Raw genomic sequence first — 19,793 nt, forward strand, 5'->3', positions numbered from 1 at the left:
ACAGGAGAAGAGATGACTGCAGTAGCCATCCCAGGGCTGGACGACGCACCGACCACGCACAGTGGCGTGCTGTCTTGGGTGCGCGAGGTCGCGGAGCTGACCACCCCGGACCGGGTGGTGTGGGTCGACGGCTCCGACGAGGAAGCCGAACGCATCAACCAGGAACTGGTCGAGGCTGGCACGTTCGTCAAGCTCGACAAACGGCCGAACTCGTACTGGGCCGCGTCGGACCCGAGCGACGTCGCGCGGGTCGAGGAGCGCACCTTCATCTGCTCCGAGCGCGAAGAGGACGCCGGGCCCACCAACAACTGGATGGCCCCGGGCGAGATGAAGGCCACCATGACCGAGCTCTACCGGGGCTGCATGCGTGGTCGGACGATGTACGTCATTCCCTTCTGCATGGGTCCGCTCGGCGACGATGACCCGAAGCTCGGTATCGAGATCACCGACTTCGCGTACGTCGTGGCCTCGATGCGGGTCATGACCCGGATGGGCAAGAAGGCGCTGGACAAGTTCATCACCGAGGACGGCACCGAGCGCGAGTTCGTGCCGGCGCTGCACTCGGTGGGCAAGCCGCTCGAGCCGGGCGAGCAGGACGTCCCGTGGCCCTGCAACGACACGAAGTACATCACGCACTTCCCCGAGTCGCGCACGATCTGGAGCTACGGCTCCGGGTACGGCGGCAACTCGCTGCTCGGCAAGAAGTGCTACTCGCTGCGCATCGCCTCGGCGATGGCGCGCGACGAGGGCTGGCTCGCCGAGCACATGCTGATCCTCAAGCTGATCTCGCCGGAGAACAAGGCCTACTACGTGGCGGCCGCGTTCCCGAGCGCGTGCGGCAAGACGAACCTCGCGATGCTGCAGCCGACACTGCCCGGCTGGCGCGCCGAGACCATCGGTGACGACATCGCGTGGATGCGCTTCGGCGAGGACGGCAGGCTGTACGCGATCAACCCCGAGTTCGGCTTGTTCGGCGTCGCGCCCGGCACCGGCGAGAAGACGAACCCGGTGGCGATGAAGACCATCGAGAAGGGCAACACCGTCTACACCAACGTCGCGCTCACCGACGACGGCGACGTGTGGTGGGAGGGCATGACCAAGGAGGCGCCCGCCCACCTGACGGACTGGAAGGGCCGCGACTGGACGCCGGATTCGGACGAGCCGGCCGCCCACCCGAACTCGCGGTTCTGCGCGCCCATCTCGCAGATCCCGACGCTGGCGCCGGAGTGGGACGACCCGAAGGGCGTGCCGATCTCGGCCATCCTGTTCGGTGGTCGTCGTAAGACCACGGTTCCGCTGGTCAACGAGTCGCGCGACTGGCAGCAGGGCGTGTTCATGGGCGCCACGATGTCGTCGGAGAAGACGGCGGCCGCGGCGGGCAAGGTCGGCGAGGTCCGCCGCGACCCGATGGCGATGCTGCCGTTCCTCGGCTACCACGCGGGCGACTACTTCCAGCACTGGCTGGACACCGGCAAGAACGCCGACCAGTCGAAGCTGCCGAAGATCTTCTACGTCAACTGGTTCCGGCGCGGCGACGACGGCCGGTTCCTGTGGCCGGGCTTCGGCGAGAACACGCGCGTTCTCAAGTGGATCGTCGAGCGGCTCGAGGGCAAGGCGAACGCCCAGGAGACGCCGATCGGCCTCGTGCCCACGGCCGACGACATCGAGACGTCCGGCCTGTCCGAGCCGATCGAGGACATCCAGGCCTCGCTCGACGTCAACGTCGACGAGTGGAGGCAGGAGATCCCGCTCATCGAGGAGTGGTTCGCCTCGATCGGCGAGGACAAGATCCCGTCCGCGCTGAAGGACGAGCTCGCGGCGCTGAAGCAGCGCCTCGGCTGACGTCGTAACGGGCGGTGGCGACCACCGTCACCCCCTTCAAGCCCCAAGGGCACCTTGGTTGCACTCAGTGCCCCCAAGGTGCCCTTGGGGCTTTTACGGTTCCGGGGCGTCTGCACGTTGTGTGACGAAGACGTACTCCATACCGAGGCGATCGGGTGCGTCGCGGACGTCGGTGACGTCGAACCCCGCGGAGCGCAGGCTCGCGACGATCTCGTCGTGATCGCGGAACCGCAGGGTCGAGTCCGACGACGGTGTGGACCCGTCCGGGAATCGGTACGTGTGCCGGAACGACACCAGCGGCAGGTCGACGTCGGTGACGGTGAGCTGTCCGGTCACGGTGCCGACACCCGGCACGTCGCGGGTCACCGCCGGAGCCCGCGCCCAGCGTTCCCACGCGCGAGCCTCCGGACGGCGCGTCTCGAACGCGAGATGACCGCCCGGCCGGAGCGCGTCGTGGATGGCGCCGAGCGTGGCGTGCCAGTCGTCGTCGGTGAGGAACACCTGTGCGACGTTGCCGGTCATCACGGCGAGGTCGGCGCGGAAGCCGGGCAGGTGTGACGGCACCGCGTCGGCGCTTCCGTCGAGCCATGTGACCTCGGCGCTTTTGCCACGCGCGATGTCGAGGGAAGCCTTCGCCGGGTCGACACCGACGACCTCCCGGCCCGTCGCCGCCAGTGCCACGGCGGGTTCACCGGTGCCGCAGCCGACGTCGAGCACGCGGCGGGCGCCCAGCTGGTCGGCGATGCCCACGTAGAGCGGGATGTCGTCGCGAGGACCATCGAACGTGTCGTAGAGGCGTGCGAGGCGTGGGTCGGCGAAGATCGCGTCGGGCATGCGCGGAGGGTACGAGCGCGCACTCACGACCGGCGAACGGATTTCGCCCGCCGCGGAACCGGCGCTCGGGCGGACTGCTCGGCCCCTGATTTCGGTAGCGTGCCGCCATGGGGTTCCGATTCGGTGTGAACATGCTCGCCTCGGACGAGCGGACGCGGTGGCTCGACAAGTGCCGCAGGGCCGAGGATCTCGGTTTCGACGTCGTCGCCGCGCCCGATCACCTGGGGATGCCCGCGCCGTTCCCCTCGTTGGTCGCCGCTGCCGAGGCGACCGAGCGGGTGCGGCTGGCGACGTTCGTCGTCAACACCGCGTTCTACAACCCGACCATGTTGGCCCGTGACGTCGAGACGACGGATCGGCTGCTCGACGGCAGGCTCGAACTCGGCCTGGGCACCGGGTACGCGAGGGCCGAGTTCGACGCGGCTGGCTTACCGTTCCCCGGCCCCGGCGCACGTCTGGACCACCTCGAACGGTGCCTGGCGGTGCTGCGGGAACACTACGGCGAGCGGCGGTTGCCGCCGGTACTGCTCGGTGGGCAGCGCGACCGGATGTTGCGCATCGCCGCGCGCGAGGCGGACGTCGTCGGGTTCACGGGCGCGCACTTCAACCGCGACGGCGACGGTGCGACGCTCGGCGGTCCGTCCGAACTGGACGAACGTGTGGCGTTCGTGCGCTCCGAGGCTGGCGATCGCGACCCCGAGCTGAACCTGTTGATCCAGCACGTCGAGGTCACCGACGACCGGGCGGCCGCGCTGGAACGTCTCCGCCGGTACGACCCGACGAAGTCCGCGGACGAACTGGGCGAGCTGCCGGTACTGCTGGTCGGCACGGCTACGCAGATCGCGGATCGGCTGCGCGCCCACCGGGAGCGGTTCGGGTTCACCTACATCACGGTGATGGAGAAGGACATGACCGCCTTCGCCGACGTCATCGAGCAGCTGCGCTGACGGCACCACCGGAAGCGATCCGCTCAGAACAGGCCGATGAGCTCGTCCACGGCCAGGTAACCGAACAGCGCCAAGCACATCGTGAGCAGCGTGTTCGACAGCCAGCCCGACCGGCCGACGCGCTCGACCCGGTTGGAGTTGAGCAGGAACAACAGCGTGCCTGCGAGGAACGGCATGAACAGTGCACCGAGCGCGCCGTAGGCGACGGTCAGCTGGAACGGCTGGTCGAGGAACAGCAGCGCCATCGGCGGGAACGTTAACCACGCCGCATACCCACGGAACACGGGACTGCCGATGCCCGCGCGGTGGTCGTAGTCGGACAGTTCCTCGGCTTCGCCCACCGCGTAGCGGGGCAGCCGCCACGTGCGCCACCAGTCGGCGAACAGCAGGCTGACACCGTTCCACACACCGACGAGCGAGCTGAACGACACGGCCCAGAACCCGACGAGGAACGGGATGCGCGCCCACTGGCCGTAGTCGGCGGCGAGCGTGTTGCCGAGCATCAGCAGACCCTCGTCACCGTCGATGACATTGTGCCCGGCCAGCAGCTCCGCACCGACGATGAGCATCGCGACGACGAAGATCGCCGTGGTGACGTAGCCGGTCGTGTTGTCGAGCCGCATCATCGACAGCCAGCCCGACGACCTCCAGCCCTTGGCGAGCGTCCAGTAGCCGTAGGCGGCCATGGTGATGGTTCCGCCGACGCCACCGATCAGGCCCAGGACGTACACGAACGAACCGTCGGGCAGCCGCGGCACGAAACCTTCGAAGGTTTCGACCAGGTTCGGCGTCACGAGGATCGCGGTGCCGACGACGGCGACGAACATGACGCCGACGAGGACCGTCATCACCTTCTCGATCACGGCGTACCGGCCGAACCACACGAGCACGAACCCGGCGACGCCGCAGATCATCGCCCAGTAGCGCACGTCGATCGCGGGGAAGAGCGCGTTCAACGGAAGGCCGCTGGCCGACATGGCCGTGGCACCGTAGACGAAACCCCACACCACCGCGTATGCGCCGAAGTAGACGAGGACCCAGCGGCCGAGGGTGCGCCAGCCCGAGAGCATCGTGCGGCCGGACGTCAGGTGCCACCGGCCGACGGCTTCACCCAGGGCGATCTTGAAGATCGTTCCGACGATCACGGCCCACAGCAGCGCGTAGCCGTAACGCGAGCCGGCGACCATCGTGGCGACGAGGTCGCCTGCGCCGACGCCGGTCGCCGCGGCCATGATGCCGGGGCCGATCTGGCGGACTTTCGCCTTCAGACCGACGGGAACTTCGGGTTCTGCCACCTCGCCGTGGCGGGGATCGGAGGACATGCGCAGCAATCTAACCGGCGTCGGCGCTCCGGGACAGGGCGGTGTCGGCGTCGGCACCCGGGGGTTCGGCCAGCTCATAGCGCAGGTCGTCGAGTGGTAGGCCGACCGCGTCGGCGATCGCCAGAACGGTGAAGAACGCAGGCGTCGGGATGCGCCCGGTCTCGATCTTGCGCAGCGTTTCGACCGAGATACCGGCGTCGGAGGCGACCTCGACCATGCTGCGGTCGCCGCGGGCACCGCGCAGGGCGACGCCGAGTCGCTCGCCACGCAGACGTTCGGCTTCGCTCAACGGCACTCGCACCACGGCGCCAATAGTAATACCGATCGGCCGGACGATGGGTCGGCGACGGTCGACCCCGCACAGGACCCCGCACCCGCGAACACGAGGCGCCGCCACGGCCTGCGAACACAGTTTGTGGACAACTCTGTGGAAAACCTGGGGAGGCTGTGCACAAGGCTGTGTACGTGTGGCTGGCCGAGGTCGTCGGGCCGGTCGGGTTCGGCGGACCTGAGGTGGACCGACCGGGTGCGCACGAGACGAGGCCCGCCTCCCCTGCGTCGAACCGGGAAGGCGGGCCTCGTCGTTGCGGAAAAAGCCCGCGTCACGAGTGCGGGCGGGCGGTCACGACCCGTTCGCGCCGTTCGGCGTGGGCAGTGGCGAGCCGGGGATGCTCTGGTCCTCCGGCACGATGCCGTCGACCAGATAGTCCTCGACGACCTTGTCCACAGCCGGGTTGTCGCCCGCGTAGATGCCGTGATCGCCCTCGTCGGTCACGGTGATCATGCGCGAGCCCGCGAACTTCTCGTGGGCACGGCGGGCGCCCTCGATCGGGGTCGCCGGGTCGTGCTCCGACTGGACGATGAGCGTCGGCGGGACACCCTCGCCGTCCAGCTTCGGCAGGTCGATCGGCTTGCCCTTCCAGAAGATGCACGGCTGGATCAGCCATCCCCAACCCAGCAGCGGCCACTGGCGACCCATCAGTTCGGACTGCCACCTCGCGGTCATCCGGTTGCCGAACCAGCGGCCCTCGTTGCAGGGGATCGTCCAGAAGCTGGCGTCGTAAGCGTCGTCGTACTGCTGCGCGCCGTGACCGTTGTCGACGACGAGCGGCTGCGGACCTCGTGCCTTGGTGTTCTCGAGCAGCTTCCGCACGTCGTCCAACGCCGCGGTCGAGGCGATGCGCCTGTCCTTGCCGGTCAGCTCGCGGAGCGAGACCAGGTACTCGGCCAGTGACGGGAACGCCGACTTGCTGTAGAGCATGCCCGCGATCGCCGAGTCGAGCTCGTTCGGGCCGACCTTCTGTCCGTCCAGCTCGACCGGCTTCTCCGCCAGCGCCGCGCGCACCTGCTCGTACGTCTGCCGGGCGCGCTCACCGGAGTCGCCGAAGCCGTACTGCTCGTCGTAGCGCGCCATCCACGGAAGGAAGTCCTCCCGCCAGCGGCGTTCGAAGCCCAGCGGCTGCCAGTCGAACGAGCGTTGCCACGTCGTCGTGAACTCGGTCGACGAGTCCAGCACGAACCGTCCGGTGTGCTCGGGGAACCGCTGTGCGTAGTGCGCGCCGAGCCACGTACCGGCCGAATAGCCGACCCAGTTGATCTTGTCGCGGCCGAGCAGGGTGCGGAGCAGATCCATGTCGTGCGTGGTCTGGAACGTGTTGATCAACGGCCCCAGGTCGCCGGACTTGACCTGGCAGGAGTCCGCGGCGTACTCGGTCGCGTCGAGGATCAGCTCGAGGTTCTCGCGGCTGCGGTCGCGCGGGTCGAGGGAATCGCCCGTGCCGATCGCGCCACCGCACGTGATGTTGGTGCTGTGGCCGGTCCCGCGCGGGTCGAAGCCGATGACGTCCTGGTGCTGGCGCAGGCGATCCTGCTCGGCCATGCGCAACGGGAAGGCACGGCCGGGAGCGCCGGGGCCGCCCGGGTTGGTGAGCACGCTCGCGGTGGACTCGCCCTTGGCCTTCAGCCTGCTCACGGCGATCGTGATGTCCTCGCCCGCGTCGGCCTCGTTCCAGTCCTTGGGCGTCAGGTAGGTGGCGCACTCCAGGTCGTACTGCTCCGGTGGCGGAGAGCCGAGCTCGTCCTCGGAACACGGGTGCCAGTTCAACCGCTGCTCGGCGTAGCGCTCCGGAACGTCGTGGGCGATCTCCGGCTGTGCGGTCGTCGCCTCCGGGGTCGCTCGCTGCCGTGGCGGCTCCTCGGACGTGGTGTCGGTGGCCCCGGCGGCGGGGGCGATCGTGGCGACCAGTGCGGTCGCCAGCGATCCCGCGACGACGCTGCGCCGCAATGTCGTCATGGTCATGGAGTCCCTCAATCTCGAAATGATCGGGGACATTCAAGCGGGCCGAACCGGTGGTATCAACCTGCCGATCGTCGGGAAAACCGGGACTTGACAGCCGCGTGTGTCCTAATTGGGCATCGGGGAGGAGCCGAGGCCACGGACCGAACCCGTCGTGGCCTGGTTCAACTCGGCGTAGCACGTGATGTTGGTGAACCCGATTCGCCAATTCGTCCTGTCGGGCCAACGCCACGAAGGTGCCACGTCGCGCCGGTCCGCACCGACGAATCGGTGCACTTTCGTGCCACATCGAGCGCCTGCTTTGTCGTTGAACTCCCGTTCGGACGGAATCGCCTCGTCGGCCTTGCCCGCGTTCACGACACCGACCGCCTCGGCGAGGTGCGGCTCGCTGCACGGAACGGTCTCGGGCAGCTCCGTCGACGGACGGGTCGCGGAGCAGACGCGATAGTGGTCGAAGTCGTCGGCCAGCGCGTGGCGGATCGAGCCGGTGCGTTCGACGGGAGCGCCCTCACCGTCGAGCTGGGCGACACCGCAGCGGTACCAGCGATGGCCGGCCTTCCAGTCCTCGGCGTCGGCCCACACCAGCCAGGCGCCGAGCGTGGACGCGTCGTAGGAGGCGCTGCCGAGGTAGTCGGCAGCGGCGTCGCGGCACTGCGGGAAGACGGTGCGGAACACCGTGGCGGCGTTGGGCGGCGTGCCCTCCAATGTCGTCCCCAGGTCGCCGCCGAACGTGCCCTTCTTGGTGACCTCCACGGTGTGTTCGTCGGAGCATTCGACGGGGCCGGGGTTGTCGCCGTCGAGGCATTCGCCGACGTCGGCAACGATCGTGCGCTGGGCCTTGTCGTTGCCCGTGCGGCCGCCGGCGTCACTGTCGGAGGAGGGAACGTCGCCGGGCGCGGCCGTGGGCGTCTCGGCGGAGCGCATGCGGTCGGGTTCGGCCAGGCCGGTCGTCGTCTCCGCGCACGCGGCCAGTACGAGGGCGGCGGCCACCGCCGAGGCGGCCAGCGTGAATCGCCCTGATCTCGACATCGAACTCACTCTATCGAGTGATGTCAGGCGGGCGGTAGGAGCGGGTGGGGCGGCTCGTCAGCGGGGCCGCGCGCGTGATCGTCGCCGGTGACCCGCTTCGTCCATCGTGGACGGCGAAGATCACCGGCCGATCGTCATCCCGGTGCCCGATTCGTCCACTCGAGACGGGGTTGTCCGCGAAAATCGGCCTGGCTACAAGGAAAACCGCAGGTCGGAGGTGGTGCGGCAGCGGGTCTGGACATATGGAAACCCCGCGGTGCTGCCAGGTCGGGGGTCCGCCAGCACCGCGGGGTCATGGGGCATATCGACACCGGTACCGGTGGCGTTACACCTGAAATCCATTGTAATTCAGGTCACACGCGAGGCTTGGATTTCTGATAGCCGTGTGTCTGAGCGAGGGTGATCAGCTCGTCGCGCATCGTCGTGGTGGTGGCGGTGTCGATCGCCTTGCTGACGGCGCGGCGGGTGCGGGTGTGGGCTCGACGGGCGCGGAGGCGTGCGGCGAGGTTCGACATCTGTGGTGTGGCATCTCCTTCGAGAGCTACTCGGTTGTGACTGTCGCGTCGGTTGTGACTGTCGCGCCGTGGTTCGGCGCTTCTCGGTGGTGTCGCCGCGCGGCGTGATCCGCTGCGCGGCATCGGGATCGGATGCGGACCCTTCGACGGCCGGATGCCCGCTCGCGGCCTGTCGGCCGCGGCCCCCATGGCGATTGCCGGCGGTGGCTGATCGATGGGTCGCCGATGCTCGTGCGCCGGCGGAGTGTGAACGGAAGGCCGATCACCTCTCGACTTCGATCCCTACATGTCTTATTATCCGCAACCCTCGCCGTCTTCGCCACTGATCATTCGGTGAGCTGGCTTACTTCCCGAAGGATCGTCGGGAGTGTTACTTATTTCGTGTGGTCCATCCGTGTGATCTCGAAAGCTAGCTTCGTCTTGCTTTGTCTAGCGATCCCTCTATGCAGCCGTAGATACACGTATCGTCGGCTATCCGGTGGTGCCGCCGCTGCGCGTAGGGCGCGGACGTGCCGCCGAACGGACGCGCTCAGTCGGCGCGGGTGAGGAGGTAGTTGCCGAAGTGCGGAACGGTGAAGGCGATGTGGCCGCGCTCGGCGGAGTAGACGAGCCCCTTCTTCATCAGACTGTCGCGCGCGGGTGACAGCGACGACGGCTTGCGGCCCAGGGAGACGGCGATGTCGGAGGTGACGGCGCTTTCGTCCTTGCCCTGCGTCAGCTCGGCCATCGCGCGCAGGTACTCGCGTTCGGCGGGCGTGGCGCGCTCGTAGCGGGAGCCGAAGAAGCCGACGGCGAGTTCGGACTCGGCCTCGGGTGCCGCGACGCGCACGTCCTCCTCGGTGATCGGATTCGTGGGCGCGGCGTCCCATGCGGCCTTGCCGTAGGCCTGAATGAAGTAGGGATAGCCGCCGGACGCCGTGTGCAGCGCGTCGAGCGCGTGGGGTGCGATCTCGGCGTCCTCCCGTTCGATGGGCGCCAGGACGGCGCGGTCGGCGTCCTCCCTGCTCAGGCGGTCGATCCGGGTGTAGCGGAAGAGGCGTTCGGAGTAGGACTTCGACGCCGACAGCACCGCGGGCACGTGCGGCAGCCCCGCCCCCACGACGACGAGCGGCGCCCCGGACTGCGACAGCTCGTGGCACGCCGCGCACAGTGCGGAGACGTCCTCGGGGCTCAGGTCCTGGATCTCGTCGATCAGCAGCGCCACCCCGGAGCCGACGTCGGTGGCCAGTTCGGCGACCTCGGACAGCAGTTCGACGAGGTCGATCTCGATGTCGCCCGAATCCGCCCTGCCGTGCGCGGGCGGGACGTCGATGCCGGGCTGCCAGCGGTCGCGCATCTTCGCGTCGGGCTTGTTGGACTTGAGTGCGAACGCCTTGAGGACGGCGAGCACGTCGTCGACGCGGTCGGGTGCGCGATGCCGGACGGCCAGGTCGCGGACAGCGCGGTGCAGCGCGGCCGACAGTGGTCTGCGGAGTTCGGCGTCGGGTCGCGCTTCGACCTTGCCCGCACCCCAGCGGCGGCGGATCGCCATGGACCGCAGCTCGCCGAGCAGCACCGTCTTGCCGACGCCGCGGAGGCCCGTGAGCATCAGGCTGCGTTCGGGTCTGCCCCGTGCGACGCGTTCGAGTACGACGTCGAACGCGTCCAGTTCGCGTTCACGCCCTGCCAGTTCGGGCGGGCGCTGACCTGCACCGGGGGCGAACGGGTTCCGCACGGGGTCCATCGCTACAACACTATTGGGTCGTCTAGTCGTGGTCCGATATTCCGCGAGAAACCCCTACCCGCGTGTTGCGGACGTGCGGCCGGCCGAAGGGCCCGTATGTCTACATGTCGAGGACACCCTCCCTTCACTCTGTCGTGTCACCGTCGGAGCTCGTGACCACGACAGTGAAGACGGCCTTCGCGCTCGGCGCGGCGGTACTCATGACCGCATTGGGCGCGGCGCCCGCGTCCGCGCATTCCCCCGGCACGGCATCCGCCGGTACGACGCCGGCCGGCAACGCCCACGAAACAGCGCCCCACGAACCTCAGCCCCACGAACCTCAGCCCCACGGAACTCGGCCACACGGCAACCCCCACTTCGACATCCAGGCCCATCGCGGCGGCATCGGCATGACCGTGGAGGGCACACTCAAGGCGTTCGACCGCGCGCTCGAGCTCGGCGTCACGACCCTCGAGCTCGACGTGCAGATCACCCGCGACGGCCGCGAGGTGATCACCCACGACCGGCGGATCGACCCGGACAAGTGTCTCGACACCGAGCCGGCGACGCCGGGCGATCCGCAGTTCCCCTACGCGGGCGAGTACGTCAAGGACCTGACGTTCGCGCAGGTGCGCACCCTCGACTGCGGGTCGCAGCAGGACCCGCGTCACCCGGATCAGGTGCTCTCCCCCGGCGAACCGATGCCCACCCTCGCCGAGCTGTTCGCGCTGGTCCGCGAGCACCGCGCCTACGGTGTGAAGTTCAACATCGAGACGAAGGTCGAGGCCGCTGCGCCCGAGGAGACCGCGCCGCGGCAGCAGTTCGTCGAGCGCGTGGCCTCGGAGGTCGAGCGCAGCGGGCTGGCGCGGAACGTCAGCATCCAGAGCTTCGACTGGGGCGCGCTGATGGCGATGGAGGAGCGGATGCCGAAGCTGCCGCTCGTCGCCCTGACCGAACCGGGCTTTCTCGAGGTCGGCGAGCCGGGTGCGTCGCCGTGGCTGGGCGGTCTCGACATCGACGACTTCGACGGCAGCCCGGTGCGCGCGGCGGCGTCGTTCGGGGCGAGCGCACTGTCGCCCGTGCACGGCAACCCACAGGACGGTGCGGTCGGCGATCCGGACTACGTTCCCTTCACCACGCAGGAACTGGTCGACGAGGCGCACGCCGCGGGTCTCGACGTGATCCCGTGGACGATCAACGACAAGCCGACCATGCGCAAGCTCATCGACGACGGCGTGGACGGCATCATCAGCGACTATCCGAACCGGCTGCGTGAGGTGGCCGCGGAGTACGGCTTCACACTCCCGAAGCGCTACCGCTGAGGCGTTCGGTTGCCCCTCCCTAGCGCTCTCTACCACTTTCTAGCCACAGCGCTAGAAAGTGGTAGAGAGCGGGAGACGGGCGTCGCTGGGTAGGTTTGGAAAAGAGATCTTCGGAAGATCCGTTGGGGAGAGATCTCAGCCGACCAGAAGCTCGCCTACCGCGACTCCCAGTTCGACCGGAGGAACAACGATGATCCTGCGCCGTGTGGCCCGGCCCCTACTCGCTGCCATCTTCATCTCGGGTGGCCTGAACGCTCTCCGCCAGGCGGAGGGACACGCCCAGGCCGCGGAGCCGTTCCTCAGTGAGAACGTGCTGCCGGTGGCCGAGGCGTTGCCCGTGGAGACCGACCCCGTGGCCGTCGTGAAGTTCGACGGTGCGGTGAAGGTCGCGGCGGGCACGATGCTCGCGCTGGGCAAGTTCCGCCGCCTGTCGTCGCTGGCGCTGCTCACCAGCATCACCGCGACCACCGTGGCGGGACACCGGTTCTGGGAGAAGACCGACGAGGGCGAGCGCGCCCAGGAGCAGGTCCAGTTCCTGAAGAACGCGGGCCTGGCGGGCGGTCTGATCCTGGCCATGGCCGACACCGAGGGCAAACCCTCCGTCGGCTGGCGCGCGAAGCGTGCCGCCCGCAAGGCGCGCAACGAGGTCGCCGGCACCACGGACTCGTTGCACCACGCGACCGTCAAGGCGAAGGGCAAGGCCGAAAGCAAGCTCGACAAGGCCGGCAAGGCGCTCACCGCGCACTGATCCGCCTCCGATCCCACGCCCGACCGGTCCTGGACGGGCCCGGCGTCCCGGGAGTAGGACGTTGCCCGTGGGTGCGACGTCGCTCGTGGGCGCGCCGGGGCCGCCCGGAACCTGGTCACGCGGCGGACACCGCAGCGGGTCGAGCCCGTTCCGAGCGGTGCGCCGCCGTGAGACGATCCGTTCGTGTCCGATCCGAACGAGCCGCAGCACGGCGGCCCGACCCCTCCGACCTCTCCGATGTCTCCGCCGCCCGAGTCGCCCGAGCCGCCCCAGCCGCAGCCCTACCCGTACTCCGGCCCGCCGGGTGAGCCGATGCACGCCCAGCCGCACGGGCAGTACCCCGTCGCCCAGCCGTACGGGCCGTACCCGCACGGCAACCCGTACGGGCCGTACCCGCCCGCGGCGTGGGCCTCGCGCCCGACCAACGGTATGGCTGTGGCCTCGATGGTGCTCGGGATCCTGTGGCTGTACTGGCTCGGCAGCATCCTCGCGCTGATCTTCGGCTACATCGCGAAGAAGCAGATCGAGCAGCGACACGAAGGCGGCGGCGGAATGGCCACGGCGGGCATCGTGCTCGGCTGGGTCGGACTGGGCATTCTGACCGCGATACTGGGTATCGCCGCCGTGAGCATCGCCGTCAACTAGCGTTCGAGGATCGCCGTGATGCCCTGACCACCCGCGGCGCAGATGGAGATCAGGCCGCGGCCCGAGCCCTTCTCCGCCAGCAGTTTCGCGAGGGTGCCCACGATGCGACCGCCCGTGGCGGCGAACGGGTGCCCCGCGGCGAGCGACGAACCGTTGACGTTCAGCTTCGCGCGGTCGATCGACCCCACCGGCTCGTCGCGACCCAGCTTCTCCTTGGCGAACGTCGGGTCCTGCCATGCCTTCAGCGTGGCCAGCACCTGCGACGCGAACGCCTCGTGGATCTCGTAGAAGTCGAAGTCGCCGAGCGTCAGGCCTGCGCGGTCGAGCATCCTCGGCACCGCGTAGGCGGGCGCCATGAGCAGGCCCTCGTCGCCGTGCACGTAGTCGACGGCCGCGGTCTGCGAGAACGTCAGGTACGCCAGCACGGGCAGCTTGTGCGCCTTGGCCCACTCCTCGGTGGCCAGCAGCACGGCCGAGGCGCCGTCGGACAACGGCGTCGAGTTGCCCGCCGTCATCGTGCCCTCCGGTCCGCCGAACACGGGCTTGAGCTTGCCGAGCTTCTCCGCCGTCGAGTCCGCGCGCAGGTTCTGGTCGCGCGTCTGGCCGAGGAACGGCGTGAGCAGGTCGTCGAAGAAACCCGCGTCGTAGGCCGCTGCGAGGCGCTGGTGGCTCGTGGCGGCGAGTTCGTCCTGGTCGGCGCGCTGGATGTCCCACGAGTTGGCCGTCAGTGAGGCGTGCTCACCCATCGAGAGGCCGGTGCGCGGCTCGGCGTTCTGCGGGATCTCCGGGACGATGTGGCCGGGCCGGAGCTTGCCGAGCAGCTTGAGCCGCTGCCCCATCGTCTTCGCCGAGTTGAGCTTGACCAGCACGCGGCGCAGGTCGTCGTTGACGGCCAGCGGAGCGTCGCTGGTGGTGTCGACCCCGCCTGCGATCGCCGAGTCGATCTGGCCGAGCGCGATCTTGTTGGCGGTGCCCACGATGGCCTGCAGGCCGGTGCCGCACGCCATCTGCACGTCGGCGGCGGGCGTGGTCGGTGCGAGTCGGCTGCCGAGCACGACCTCGCGGGCCAGGTTGAAGTCGCGGGAGTGCTTGAGCACCGCGCCCGCGGCGACCTCGCCCAGCTCTTCGTCCTGCAGTGCGTAACGGCTGACGAGGCCGTCGACGGTGGCGGTGAGCATGTCCTGGTTGGAGGCGTTCGCGTACGGGCCGTTGGACCGTGCGAACGGGATCCGGTTGGCGCCGACGATCGCGACCCTGCGCGCGGTCGGTGCCTTCGGCTTGCTCGACCGGGCCTTGCCGCCGCTCGGCTTCTCCGCTGAGGTCATGACTTCCTCCTGCTGGCTGGTACTCGGGCTTCGCCGATGCCGTGGGCGCTGGGCGGGTCAGCACTGGTCAGTGCCGGGTTGCGCTCTCGGCCTTGCGACTCCGAGTGTAACTTACTGGCGAGTAGGTTAGGGTGTGAGGCAACAGGCACTCAGACGAAGGCGGTGACGCAGCCGATGGCGGACAAGTATCAAGAGTTCACCACGAGCGCGGTGGGCAAGTTCCTGGTTCCGAAGCTCGGCCTGCCCAACCCGCCGAAACTGCGGCGCTACCGTCCGGGCGAGCCGCCGCTGGCGGGCCCGGCGCTGATCGGCGCGGCGCCCGGCGGCCGGCTCGAGAAGACCCTCACGAAGCAGATCGGCGCGGCGGGCATCGACGTGCTCACCGCGGCGGCGGGCGACGACACCCGCTACGGCGCGCTCGTCTTCGACGCCACCGGCATCAAGGACCCGGAGCAGCTGCGGGAGCTGTACGCCTTCTACCAGCCGGTGGTCCGCAAGGTCGCCCCGTCGGCGCGCGTCGTCGTGCTGGGCACGCCGCCGGAACTGGTCGACGGCCGCGAGCGCATCGCCCAGCGCGCGCTCGAAGGCTTCACCCGTTCGGTGGGCAAGGAGCTCAAGCGCGGCGCGACCGCCCAACTCGTTTACGTGGCCGAGGGTGCCGAGGCGGCCACCGAGTCGACGATCCGATTCCTGCTCTCGGCGAAGTCGGCGTTCGTCGCGGGTCAGGTCATCCGCGTCGGCACCGGCGGCGTGACGACCGCGACCGCGCCGGAGAGCTGGGGCGCGCCCCTCGAAGGCAAGACGGCGCTGGTCACGGGCGCATCCCGCGGCATCGGCGCGGCGATCGCCGAGACGCTCGCCCGCGACGGCGCCCACGTCGTCGTGCTCGACATCCCGGCGCAGGGTGCCGACCTCTCACAGGTCGCCAACAAGATCGGCGGCTCCGCACTGCAGCTCGACATCACGGCGGGTGACGCCCCCGCGAAGCTCGCCGAGTACCTCTCCGAGCGCCACGGCGGCGTCGACATCGTCGTCCACAACGCGGGCATCACGCGCGACAAGACTCTTGGCAACCTCACCGACAAGGCGTGGGACTCGGTGCTGAGCGTCAACCTCGTCTCGCAGCTCGCCGTCAACGACAAGCTCGTAGCCGACAAAGTGCTGAACACGGGCGGGCGCATCATCGGCGTCTCCTCGATGGCCGGCATCGCGGGCAACGTGGGTCAGACCAACTACGCCGCCAGCAAGGCGGGCGTCATCGGCATGGTCGACGACACGGCGCCGCGGCTGGCCGAGTACGGCGCCACGATCAACGCGGTCGCACCCGGCTTCATCGAGACGCAGATGACCGCCGCGGTGCCGGTCATGATCCGCGAGTTCGGCCGCAGGCTGTCCGCGCTGTCGCAGGGCGGCCTGCCGGTCGACGTCGCCGAGACGATCGCCTGGTACGCCAACCCGGCCTCGGCCGCGGTCAACGGCAATGTCGTGCGCGTGTGCGGCCAGGCGTTCCTGGGGGCGTGACATGACGGTCAAGGAGCTCGACAGCGCCCCGAACGTGGCGGCGCTGTACCCGAAGGTCGTGCTCGGCGGGCTGCGCAAGCGCGGTGGCGACCGACTGCCGGACGTGGAGTTCGTGCGCCGCGGCGTCGTCGCCGACCCCGGCGAGCTCGCCGCCTACAACCAGGTGTGCGGCTTCCGGTTGTCCGACGAGCTGCCGATCACCTACCCGCACGTCCAGGCGTTCGGCATGCAGATGGCGCTGATGGCCGAGCCGTCCTTCCCGTTCCCCCTGCTGGGGATGGTGCACGTCGCCAACCGCATCACCCGGTACCGGCCGGTCCGGCTCGACGAGGCGGTGACGTTGCGCGTGCGCGTGGCCGACCTGCGCCCGCACGAGAAGGGCAAGCAGTTCGACGTCATCAGCGAGGCGCTGGCGGGCGACGAGGTCGTCTGGTCGGATGTGAGCACGTACCTGCGGCGGGGCGGCGGTTCCGGTTCCGGTGGCGGCGGGCAGCAGCTCGCGGCGCCGACGCCCGGCGCGATCTGGCGTGTGCCCGGCGACATCGGGCGCCGCTACGCCGACGTGTCCGGCGACCGCAACCCCATCCACCTGCACCCGCTGACGGCCAAGGCGTTCGGGTTCCCCTCGGCGATCGCCCACGGCATGTGGACGAAGGCCCGCGCGCTGGCTGCGTTCGAGGGCAGGCTGCCGGAGGCCTACACGGTGGACGTCAAGTTCAAGCTGCCGGTGCTGCTGCCGGCGAAGGTGGCGTTCACGGCCTGGCGCACCGACGACGGCAACGCCTTCGAGGTGTGGAACGCGCGCAAGCCGAAGCCGCACCTGTCGGGCACGATCACGCACCTGTAGTGCCGGTCCGTGTAGTGCCGGTTCGTGCAGCGCCGGCCCGTGCGGCCCGTGCGGCCCGTGATCCCGTGGCGCCCCGGGAAAGGACGGTCGTCCTCGCACGCCGGTTCACTCCGCTCCGGCGTGGAAGCGCCGCCGGTACTGCGAGGGGGAGATCCTGAACCGGGCCGAGAAGTTCTGACGCATCGTCACGGCGCTCCCGAACCCGCAGTCCACCGCGATCCGGTCGACCGGCTGTTCGCTCGTCTCCAGCAACCGGCGCGCTTCGTCCAGTCTTCGTGCGCGCACCCATGCGGCGGGCGTCGTACCCGTGGCCGAGCGGAACGCGCGCACGAACGTCCGGGTGCTCATGTGGGCCGTCGTCGCCAACCGCTCGACCGGCAGCGGTTCCGCCAGCCGCTGCTCGGCCCACTGCATCGCACGGGAAATCGCATCGTCGGCCGACCGTGGAGGCATCGGCCGTTCGATGTACTGCGCCTGTCCGCCTTCCCGGTGCGGCGCGATCACCAGGCTGCGGGCCACCTGGTTGGCCGCGCTTGCGCCGAGACGTGAGCGGACCAGGTGCAGGCACGCGTCGAGCCCCGAGGCGGTACCCGCCGAGGTGAGGACGTCGCCGTGGTCGATGTACAGCACGGAGTCGTCGAGATCGAGTTCCGGGTGTCGCTGCGCCAGCAGGTCGAAGGCCTGCCAATGCGTGACGGCCGCACGCCCGGTGAGCAGACCGGCATCGACGACGGGGATCGCGCCGAGACAGAGCCCGACGATCGTCGCGCCCGCCTGGTGCGCGGTCGTCAACGTCGTGCGCACGGCCTCGCTCGCCGGTCGGCCGTCGAAGAACCAGGACGGCATGACGACGGCATCGGCCTCTCGGGCCTCGTCGAGGCCGGCCAGGTCTCCGATGCGGTAGCCCTCCGAGGTGCGGATCGCGGGAGGGCCGTCGCTGAACAGGAACGTCTCCCAGGTTCCGAGGCCCTGCCGCGCGACCTCGTCGAAGACCAGCTGCGGCACCGAGAGGTGGAACATCGTGACGTCGTCGAAAGCGTAGATCCCGATCCGCACCCGGCACCCCCGTATTGGCGTGAAGTCATCGTATATCGGCATTCACGCCACTCCCCGGCCGACGGGAACATCGGCACGATCGACTGCGAAGCGTCCTCAGTGGCGCGGTGACACCAGTCAGAGATCGATCCGGTCCAAGGAGGACTTCGTGACTACCCCTCGACGCGCCCTCGTCGTCATCGACGTCCAGCAGGTCTACGTCGACGGTCCGTTGGAGGTGCAGTACCCGCCCCACGCGGACTCCCTGTCCCGCATCGCCGGGGCCATCGACGCCGCCGACGCCGCAGGCGTCCCCGTCGTCGCGGTGCAGCACACCATGGGCGAGGACGCGCCCCTGTTCAACCCGACCCGGCCCGACTTCCAGCTGCATCCCGAGGTCGCACGCCGTCGCAGCGACGGCTGGAAACACGTCGTCAAGCAGAACAGCTCGATCTACTCCGGCACGGACGTCGCCGACTGGCTCCGCGGTCAGGGCGTCGACACGGTCACTCTGGTCGGCTACATGACGAACAACTGCGTGCTGGCCTCCGCGGTCGAGGCCGAGTACCTGGGGTTCGACACCGAGGTGCTCGCGGACGCGACCGGCGCCATCAACCTCGCCAACGACGCGGGGGTCGCGGACGCCGAGACCGTGCACACGACACTGATGACGTTGCTCAATTCGAACTGGGCCGCCGTCGCTTCGACCTCGGACTGGATCCGGGCCCTCGAGGCGCGGCAACCGTTGCCGAAGGGCGATCTGGGCAGCTCGGCCGTCGACGGTGCGCAGCGCGCCGCGCGGGCCACCGCGGTCTGAACCGGCACCCGTCGCCGGGCCGGTGTGGCGGTCGGCTGGGCCGTCGCACCTGCGATCCCGCAGCGCACGTTCCCCTCGCCGGCGGCGCGTTCGAAGCGCGCATCCGGCGAGGTGTGACGCACGTCAGGTCGCGATGTGGTCGATGACCTGCTGGGCGGCGCTGCGGGGCTCGCGGCCGAGCAGATCGCCCAGCAGCGGGGCGGGCTCCGCGTAGTGGCCGCTGCGGGCGGCTTGGAACATGGCGAGCGTCATCTCGGCCAGCGGCTCCGGTGTTCCGGCCGCGACCTGGTCGGCGAGCCACTGCCGGTCGTCCACGACGACGCGTTCGATCGTGCGGCCGGTGGCCACGGTCAGGATCTTGGCGAAGTCGTCGAGGGTGACGGGCGGCGCCGCGAGGGTCACGGGGCCTTCGAACGAGCGGTCCCCTGCGAGGACGACGGCCGCGGCCTCGGCCAGGTCGCCGCGATCGGTCCACGGGATGGGGCCGTCGGCGGGTTGCGCGATGACACCGGTCTGCCGCCATGGCCCGAGCAGCTGATCGACATCGCCGAAGAAGCCGTTCCGCAGCGCGGTCCACGCGACCCCGGAATTGGTGAGGGCGGCCTCGGTGGCGGCGTGTACCGCTGCGGGCGGATACGGGCTGTCCACGGGGTTCTGCTGGCTCGTGTAGAGGATCCGCGTGGCGCCGGCCGCGACGGCGGCCTCGATCGCCGTGCGGTGCTGGCTGAGCACGTCGGCCGACATGTCGTTGGAGCTCACCAGCAGCACCTGCTCCGCGCCCTCGAAGGATTCGCGGAGTGCGACCGGGTCGTCGTAGGAACCCTGGCGGACACGCACGCCGCGTTCGGCGAGGTGCCGCGCCCTGTCGACGTCGCGGACGCTGACACCGATGCGCTCGGCAGGTAGGCGCTCGAGGAGATGCTCGACGGTGGCTCCGTTGAGAGCCCCGGTGGCGCCCGTGACAACGATCATTTTCGCAACCTTTCCCGAGGTCACGCCGATGGACGGCGCACCTCCGATTAAGTTGACCAAGGCGGTCAGTTTGT

Annotated in this window: 18 protein-coding genes; 8 read left to right on the top strand and 10 right to left on the bottom strand. The window is 69.4% G+C overall.

Annotation, left to right across the window (positions count from 1 at the left end):
* The first annotated feature begins 12 nt into the window (after nt 1-12).
* Nucleotides 13-1,842: a phosphoenolpyruvate carboxykinase (GTP) gene (locus FHS23_RS03690; protein WP_183647731.1), complete on the top strand. Its 1,830-nt coding sequence runs from the start codon at nt 13-15 to the stop codon at nt 1,840-1,842.
* A 93-nt stretch (nt 1,843-1,935) separates the two neighbouring features.
* On the opposite strand, the gene FHS23_RS03695 is transcribed toward FHS23_RS03690, so the two are convergent.
* Nucleotides 1,936-2,676, bottom strand: a complete 741-nt coding sequence (locus FHS23_RS03695) for a class I SAM-dependent methyltransferase (RefSeq protein ID WP_183647734.1) — start codon at nt 2,674-2,676, stop codon at nt 1,936-1,938.
* Between the two features lie 107 nt (nt 2,677-2,783).
* Here FHS23_RS03695 and FHS23_RS03700 point away from each other — a divergent pair, with 107 nt between their 5' ends.
* A complete protein-coding gene (locus FHS23_RS03700) occupies nt 2,784-3,623 on the top strand; it encodes a TIGR03621 family F420-dependent LLM class oxidoreductase (protein ID WP_183647737.1) in 840 nt (279 codons plus the stop codon).
* A 23-nt stretch (nt 3,624-3,646) separates the two neighbouring features.
* On the opposite strand, the gene FHS23_RS03705 is transcribed toward FHS23_RS03700, so the two are convergent.
* From FHS23_RS03705 to FHS23_RS03730, 6 genes are all read right to left on the bottom strand, one after another.
* Nucleotides 3,647-4,945 (bottom strand): Nramp family divalent metal transporter, encoded by a 1,299-nt coding sequence (locus FHS23_RS03705; protein WP_183647740.1) that lies wholly within the window; start codon nt 4,943-4,945, stop codon nt 3,647-3,649.
* A gap of 10 nt (nt 4,946-4,955) precedes the next feature.
* On the bottom strand, nt 4,956-5,249 hold the full coding sequence (locus tag FHS23_RS03710) for a helix-turn-helix domain-containing protein (protein WP_183647743.1): 294 nt from the start codon (nt 5,247-5,249) through the stop codon (nt 4,956-4,958).
* Nucleotides 5,250-5,567: 318 nt separating this feature from the next.
* Nucleotides 5,568-7,238, bottom strand: a complete 1,671-nt coding sequence (locus FHS23_RS03715; protein WP_183650785.1) for an alpha/beta hydrolase — start codon at nt 7,236-7,238, stop codon at nt 5,568-5,570.
* Nucleotides 7,239-7,349: 111 nt separating this feature from the next.
* Nucleotides 7,350-8,270 (bottom strand): septum formation family protein, encoded by a 921-nt coding sequence (locus tag FHS23_RS03720; RefSeq protein WP_246381306.1) that lies wholly within the window; start codon nt 8,268-8,270, stop codon nt 7,350-7,352.
* A 353-nt stretch (nt 8,271-8,623) separates the two neighbouring features.
* On the bottom strand, nt 8,624-8,785 hold the full coding sequence (locus FHS23_RS03725) for a hypothetical protein (RefSeq protein ID WP_183647746.1): 162 nt from the start codon (nt 8,783-8,785) through the stop codon (nt 8,624-8,626).
* 529 nt (nt 8,786-9,314) lie between these two features.
* Entirely contained in the window at nt 9,315-10,508 is a 1,194-nt protein-coding gene (locus tag FHS23_RS03730) for an ATP-binding protein (RefSeq protein ID WP_183647751.1), read from the bottom strand.
* Nucleotides 10,509-10,660: 152 nt separating this feature from the next.
* On the opposite strand from FHS23_RS03730, the gene FHS23_RS03735 reads away from it, so the two are divergent.
* From FHS23_RS03735 to FHS23_RS23675, 3 genes are all read left to right on the top strand, one after another.
* Complete coding sequence (locus tag FHS23_RS03735) at nt 10,661-11,809, top strand: glycerophosphodiester phosphodiesterase family protein (RefSeq protein ID WP_425501074.1); 1,149 nt, start codon at nt 10,661-10,663, stop codon at nt 11,807-11,809.
* Nucleotides 11,810-11,999: 190 nt separating this feature from the next.
* Nucleotides 12,000-12,557, top strand: coding sequence for a DoxX family protein (locus tag FHS23_RS03740; protein ID WP_183647754.1), 558 nt, complete (start codon nt 12,000-12,002; stop codon nt 12,555-12,557).
* A 183-nt stretch (nt 12,558-12,740) separates the two neighbouring features.
* Nucleotides 12,741-13,202: a DUF4190 domain-containing protein gene (locus FHS23_RS23675; protein ID WP_183647757.1), complete on the top strand. Its 462-nt coding sequence runs from the start codon at nt 12,741-12,743 to the stop codon at nt 13,200-13,202.
* On the opposite strand, the gene FHS23_RS03750 is transcribed toward FHS23_RS23675, so the two are convergent.
* On the bottom strand, nt 13,199-14,527 hold the full coding sequence (locus FHS23_RS03750; protein WP_183647760.1) for an acetyl-CoA C-acetyltransferase: 1,329 nt from the start codon (nt 14,525-14,527) through the stop codon (nt 13,199-13,201). The genes FHS23_RS23675 and FHS23_RS03750 overlap by 4 nt on opposite strands.
* 174 nt (nt 14,528-14,701) lie before the next feature.
* On the opposite strand from FHS23_RS03750, the gene FHS23_RS03755 reads away from it, so the two are divergent.
* Together FHS23_RS03755 and FHS23_RS03760 are read left to right on the top strand one after the other, a co-directional pair.
* On the top strand, nt 14,702-16,048 hold the full coding sequence (locus FHS23_RS03755) for a 3-oxoacyl-ACP reductase (protein WP_183647763.1): 1,347 nt from the start codon (nt 14,702-14,704) through the stop codon (nt 16,046-16,048).
* Between the two features lies 1 nt (nt 16,049).
* Nucleotides 16,050-16,895 carry a MaoC family dehydratase gene (locus tag FHS23_RS03760; protein WP_183647767.1) on the top strand — a complete coding sequence of 282 codons (846 nt, stop codon included), beginning with the start codon at nt 16,050-16,052 and terminating at the stop codon, nt 16,893-16,895.
* A 105-nt stretch (nt 16,896-17,000) separates the two neighbouring features.
* On the opposite strand, the gene FHS23_RS03765 is transcribed toward FHS23_RS03760, so the two are convergent.
* Nucleotides 17,001-17,951 carry a helix-turn-helix domain-containing protein gene (locus FHS23_RS03765; protein ID WP_183647770.1) on the bottom strand — a complete coding sequence of 317 codons (951 nt, stop codon included), beginning with the start codon at nt 17,949-17,951 and terminating at the stop codon, nt 17,001-17,003.
* Nucleotides 17,952-18,099: 148 nt separating this feature from the next.
* On the opposite strand from FHS23_RS03765, the gene FHS23_RS03770 reads away from it, so the two are divergent.
* Nucleotides 18,100-18,747, top strand: coding sequence for an isochorismatase family protein (locus tag FHS23_RS03770; protein ID WP_183647774.1), 648 nt, complete (start codon nt 18,100-18,102; stop codon nt 18,745-18,747).
* 123 nt (nt 18,748-18,870) lie between these two features.
* Here the strand turns inward: FHS23_RS03770 and FHS23_RS03775 are convergent, their stop codons facing one another.
* The gene (locus tag FHS23_RS03775; RefSeq protein WP_183647777.1) at nt 18,871-19,719 is read right to left on the bottom strand and encodes an NmrA family NAD(P)-binding protein; all 849 of its coding nucleotides are present in this window, start codon (nt 19,717-19,719) and stop codon (nt 18,871-18,873) included.
* Nucleotides 19,720-19,793: the final 74 nt, after the last annotated feature.

The sequence above is a fragment of the Prauserella isguenensis genome, assembly GCF_014191605.1.
Taxonomy (GTDB): Bacteria; Actinomycetota; Actinomycetes; order Mycobacteriales; family Pseudonocardiaceae; genus Prauserella; species Prauserella isguenensis.